Source organism: Megasphaera sp. DJF_B143 (genome assembly GCF_900320625.1).
In the GTDB taxonomy this organism is placed as follows: Bacteria; Bacillota; Negativicutes; order Veillonellales; family Megasphaeraceae; genus Megasphaera; species Megasphaera hexanoica.
Genome location: NZ_ONTA01000096.1, coordinates 1 through 2,924, shown reverse-complemented (window position 1 = coordinate 2,924; position 2,924 = coordinate 1). Strand labels below are relative to the sequence as shown.

3 protein-coding genes are annotated in these 2,924 nt (G+C 52.1%); all 3 read left to right on the top strand.

The window, feature by feature from the left end; translation table 11 throughout:
• The coding region (locus DBO31_RS02705; protein WP_304466341.1) for an FAD-binding oxidoreductase at window positions 1–379 on the top strand (379 nt) is incomplete at its 5' end.
• A gap of 154 nt (window positions 380–533) precedes the next feature.
• Window positions 534–1,307, top strand: coding sequence for an IclR family transcriptional regulator (locus tag DBO31_RS02700; protein ID WP_059076799.1), 774 nt, complete (start codon window positions 534–536; stop codon window positions 1,305–1,307).
• 164 nt (window positions 1,308–1,471) lie between these two features.
• Window positions 1,472–2,923 carry a 4-hydroxyphenylacetate 3-hydroxylase family protein gene (locus tag DBO31_RS02695; RefSeq protein ID WP_075581784.1) on the top strand — a complete coding sequence of 484 codons (1,452 nt, stop codon included), beginning with the start codon at window positions 1,472–1,474 and terminating at the stop codon, window positions 2,921–2,923.
• Window position 2,924 lies beyond the last annotated feature (1 nt).

Below are 2,924 nucleotides of genomic sequence, written 5' to 3'. Positions count from 1 at the left end.
GGCAGAAGATATCGTCGTACCCGTGGACAAGATTCCCGACCTCATGGCCAAACTGCCGGAAATCGAAAAACAGTACAACATCGCAACGACGGTCGCGGCCCACATTGGCGACGGCAATATCCATGTCAACGCCCTGAAGATGGATATGTCCTTAGAAAAATGGAACGAAGTAATCCCGCAGTATCATAATACGCTGTACAGTTTCGTCTACAGTCTGGGCGGCTGCCTCTCGGGCGAACACGGCATCGGCCTGCGGAAGTTAGCTGAAATGAAGAAGTTTACTGATCCTGTCGAACTGGGCATGATGGAAGCCATCAAGAAAGCACTGGATCCGAACCTCATACTCAATCCGGCCAAGATTTTCGATTTTGGTGACTAACGATTCATTTTTCCACCTGTAGTGAGGCCATGTACACCTTTTGTTTTCCCGTTGTATTGCCACTCGTTATTTGACAAGAAAAATAGAGCGATGATACAATGTCCCCTAAGGGGATGTTCGATATATTGAACTTCATTAAGGAAGAAGGTTATATATGGTTAAATCAGGCAATAGTACCATCGTACGTTCCGCTGCCCGGGCGCTGGATGTGCTGGAAATCGTCGTACAGGCTGAAAAAGCCCCGACGTTTACTATGATACAGAAGGCATCGGGGATTCCCAAGAGTTCCTTATCCTACCTGATGCAGGAACTGATGCAGAAACGATACGTCCAATACGATCCGGAATCGAAGGTGTATTATCCAGGGCTGGCCCTGCTGGCGCTCTCTGCAGAGTGTATGAGTACGACGAATTTTTCCGTCGAACTGACGAGGGGCATAAAGTCGCTCCAGGAAGAGACGGGAGAAACGACCCACGCCGTCATCCGCGAAGGACGGTTTGCTATCTTTATCGGCAAACAGGCGTCGGCCAAGGCAGTCAGCTCTGTCCTCAATATCGGCTTTAAACTGGGTGCCCATGCGACGGGATGCGGCCTGGTCATGCTGGCATCTCTTCCCGATGACGAACTGCACGCACTCATCGATCCCGTTACACTGGAACAGTATACACCGTACACAATTACCGATAAAAAACGGCTCTACCGGGAAATCCGCCGGGTACGGCGCTATGGATACGCCTTTGATGATCAGGGCAATATCCTCGGAGGTTGTTGTATTGCAGCTCCCGTTTACAACCGGGAAAAGGAAGTCGTCGCGGCCATCAGTATCAGTGTCCTGGCCAGCAAGGCAACCATTTCCTACCTGCGGTTCCTTCGCCGCAAAGTTAAGGAAAAAGCACAGGAAATCAGCATGCGTCTTGGGTATTTATAATAAAACAACAATCAGATGCAGACAGACGCGGCTTGCAGTGCGAAGCAAACCGCCTGCCTGCTTCTAAATGTACAAAATATAGAACAAAGTTCTTTATTAAGAATTATAAACGTATATTCGTATAACGTATATTTGTAAAACTTTTTTGTTAGGAGGTTACACTCATGGCATTAATGACTGGTGAACAGTATATCGAAAGCATGCGCAAGCTCAACCTGCAGGTGTACATGTTCGGCAAAAAAATCGACAACGTCGTCGATGACCCCATCCTGCGTCCGTCCCTGAACTCGGTCCGCATGACCTACGATCTGGCCCAGATGCCGGAATATGAAGATCTCATGACGGCTACGTCGTCCCTGACCGGTGAAAAGATCAACCGTTTTACCCATATCCACCAGAGCACCCAGGACCTCATCAACAAAGTCCGGATGCAGCGTCTCCTCGGCCAGAAGACGGCAGCCTGCTTCCAGCGCTGCGTCGGCATGGATGCATCCAACGCCGTATTCTCCACGACCTATGAAATCGACCAGAAATACGGCACTCATTATCATGAAAACTTCAAGAAATTCCTCACCCGGGTACAGCAGAATGACTTTACCGTCGATGGCGCCATGACCGACCCGAAAGGCGACCGCGGCAAGGCTCCTCATGCCCAGGATGATCCCGATTTGTATCTCCACGTCGTCGAACGCCGTCCCGACGGTGTCGTCGTACGCGGTGCCAAAGCCCATCAGACAGGCTTCATCAACTCCCACGAAGTCATCGTCATGCCGACCATCGCCATGCGGGAAGCTGATAAGGATTACGCTATTTCCTTCTGCTGTCCGACCGATGCCGAAGGCATTTTCATGATCGTCGGCCGTCAGTCCTGCGATACGCGGAAACTGGAAGGAGCTCCCATGGATACGGGCAACCCCGAATTCGGCGGCACGGAAGCACTGGTTATCTTCGATAACGTATTTATCCCCAATGACCAGATTTTCCTCAACGGCGAAGTGGAATTTGCCGGCATGATGGTCGAACGCTTTGCCGGATATCACCGTCAGTCCTATGGCGGCTGCAAAGTCGGCGTAGGCGACGTCCTCATCGGGGCCGCGGCCCTGGCAGCCGATTATAACGGCTGTGCCAAGGCATCGCACATCAAAGACAAGATTATCGAAATGCAGCACCTGAACGAAACGCTCTTCGGCTGCGGCATCGCCTGCTCGGCCCTGGGCAAACCGACGAAATCGGGCAACTACCTCATCGACCTGCTGCTGGCCAACGTGTGCAAGCAGAACGTCACCCGTTTCCCCTATGAAATCGTCCGCCTGGCCGAAGATATTGCTGGCGGCCTGGTCGTCACGGCGCCGTCGGAAATCGACCTGCGGGATCCGAAAATCGGGCCGTATGTCGATAAATACCTCAAAGGCGTATCGTCCGTATCGACGGAAAACCGCCTGAAAGTCCTGCGTCTCATCGAAAACCTCTGCCTGGGCACGGCCGCCGTCGGCTACCGGACAGAATCCATGCACGGTGCCGGCAGCCCGCAGGCACAGCGCATCATGATTTCCCGTCAGGGGAACCTGGAAATGAAGAAAGAACTGGCCAAGAAGATTGCCCATATTGAAGAATAAT

Coding starts and splice junctions, on each gene's coding strand:
- DBO31_RS02700 (WP_059076799.1), top strand. CDS start 534: ATGGTTAAATCAGGCAATAGTACCATCGTACGTTCCGCTGCCCGGGCG.
- DBO31_RS02695 (WP_075581784.1), top strand. CDS start 1,472: ATGGCATTAATGACTGGTGAACAGTATATCGAAAGCATGCGCAAGCTC.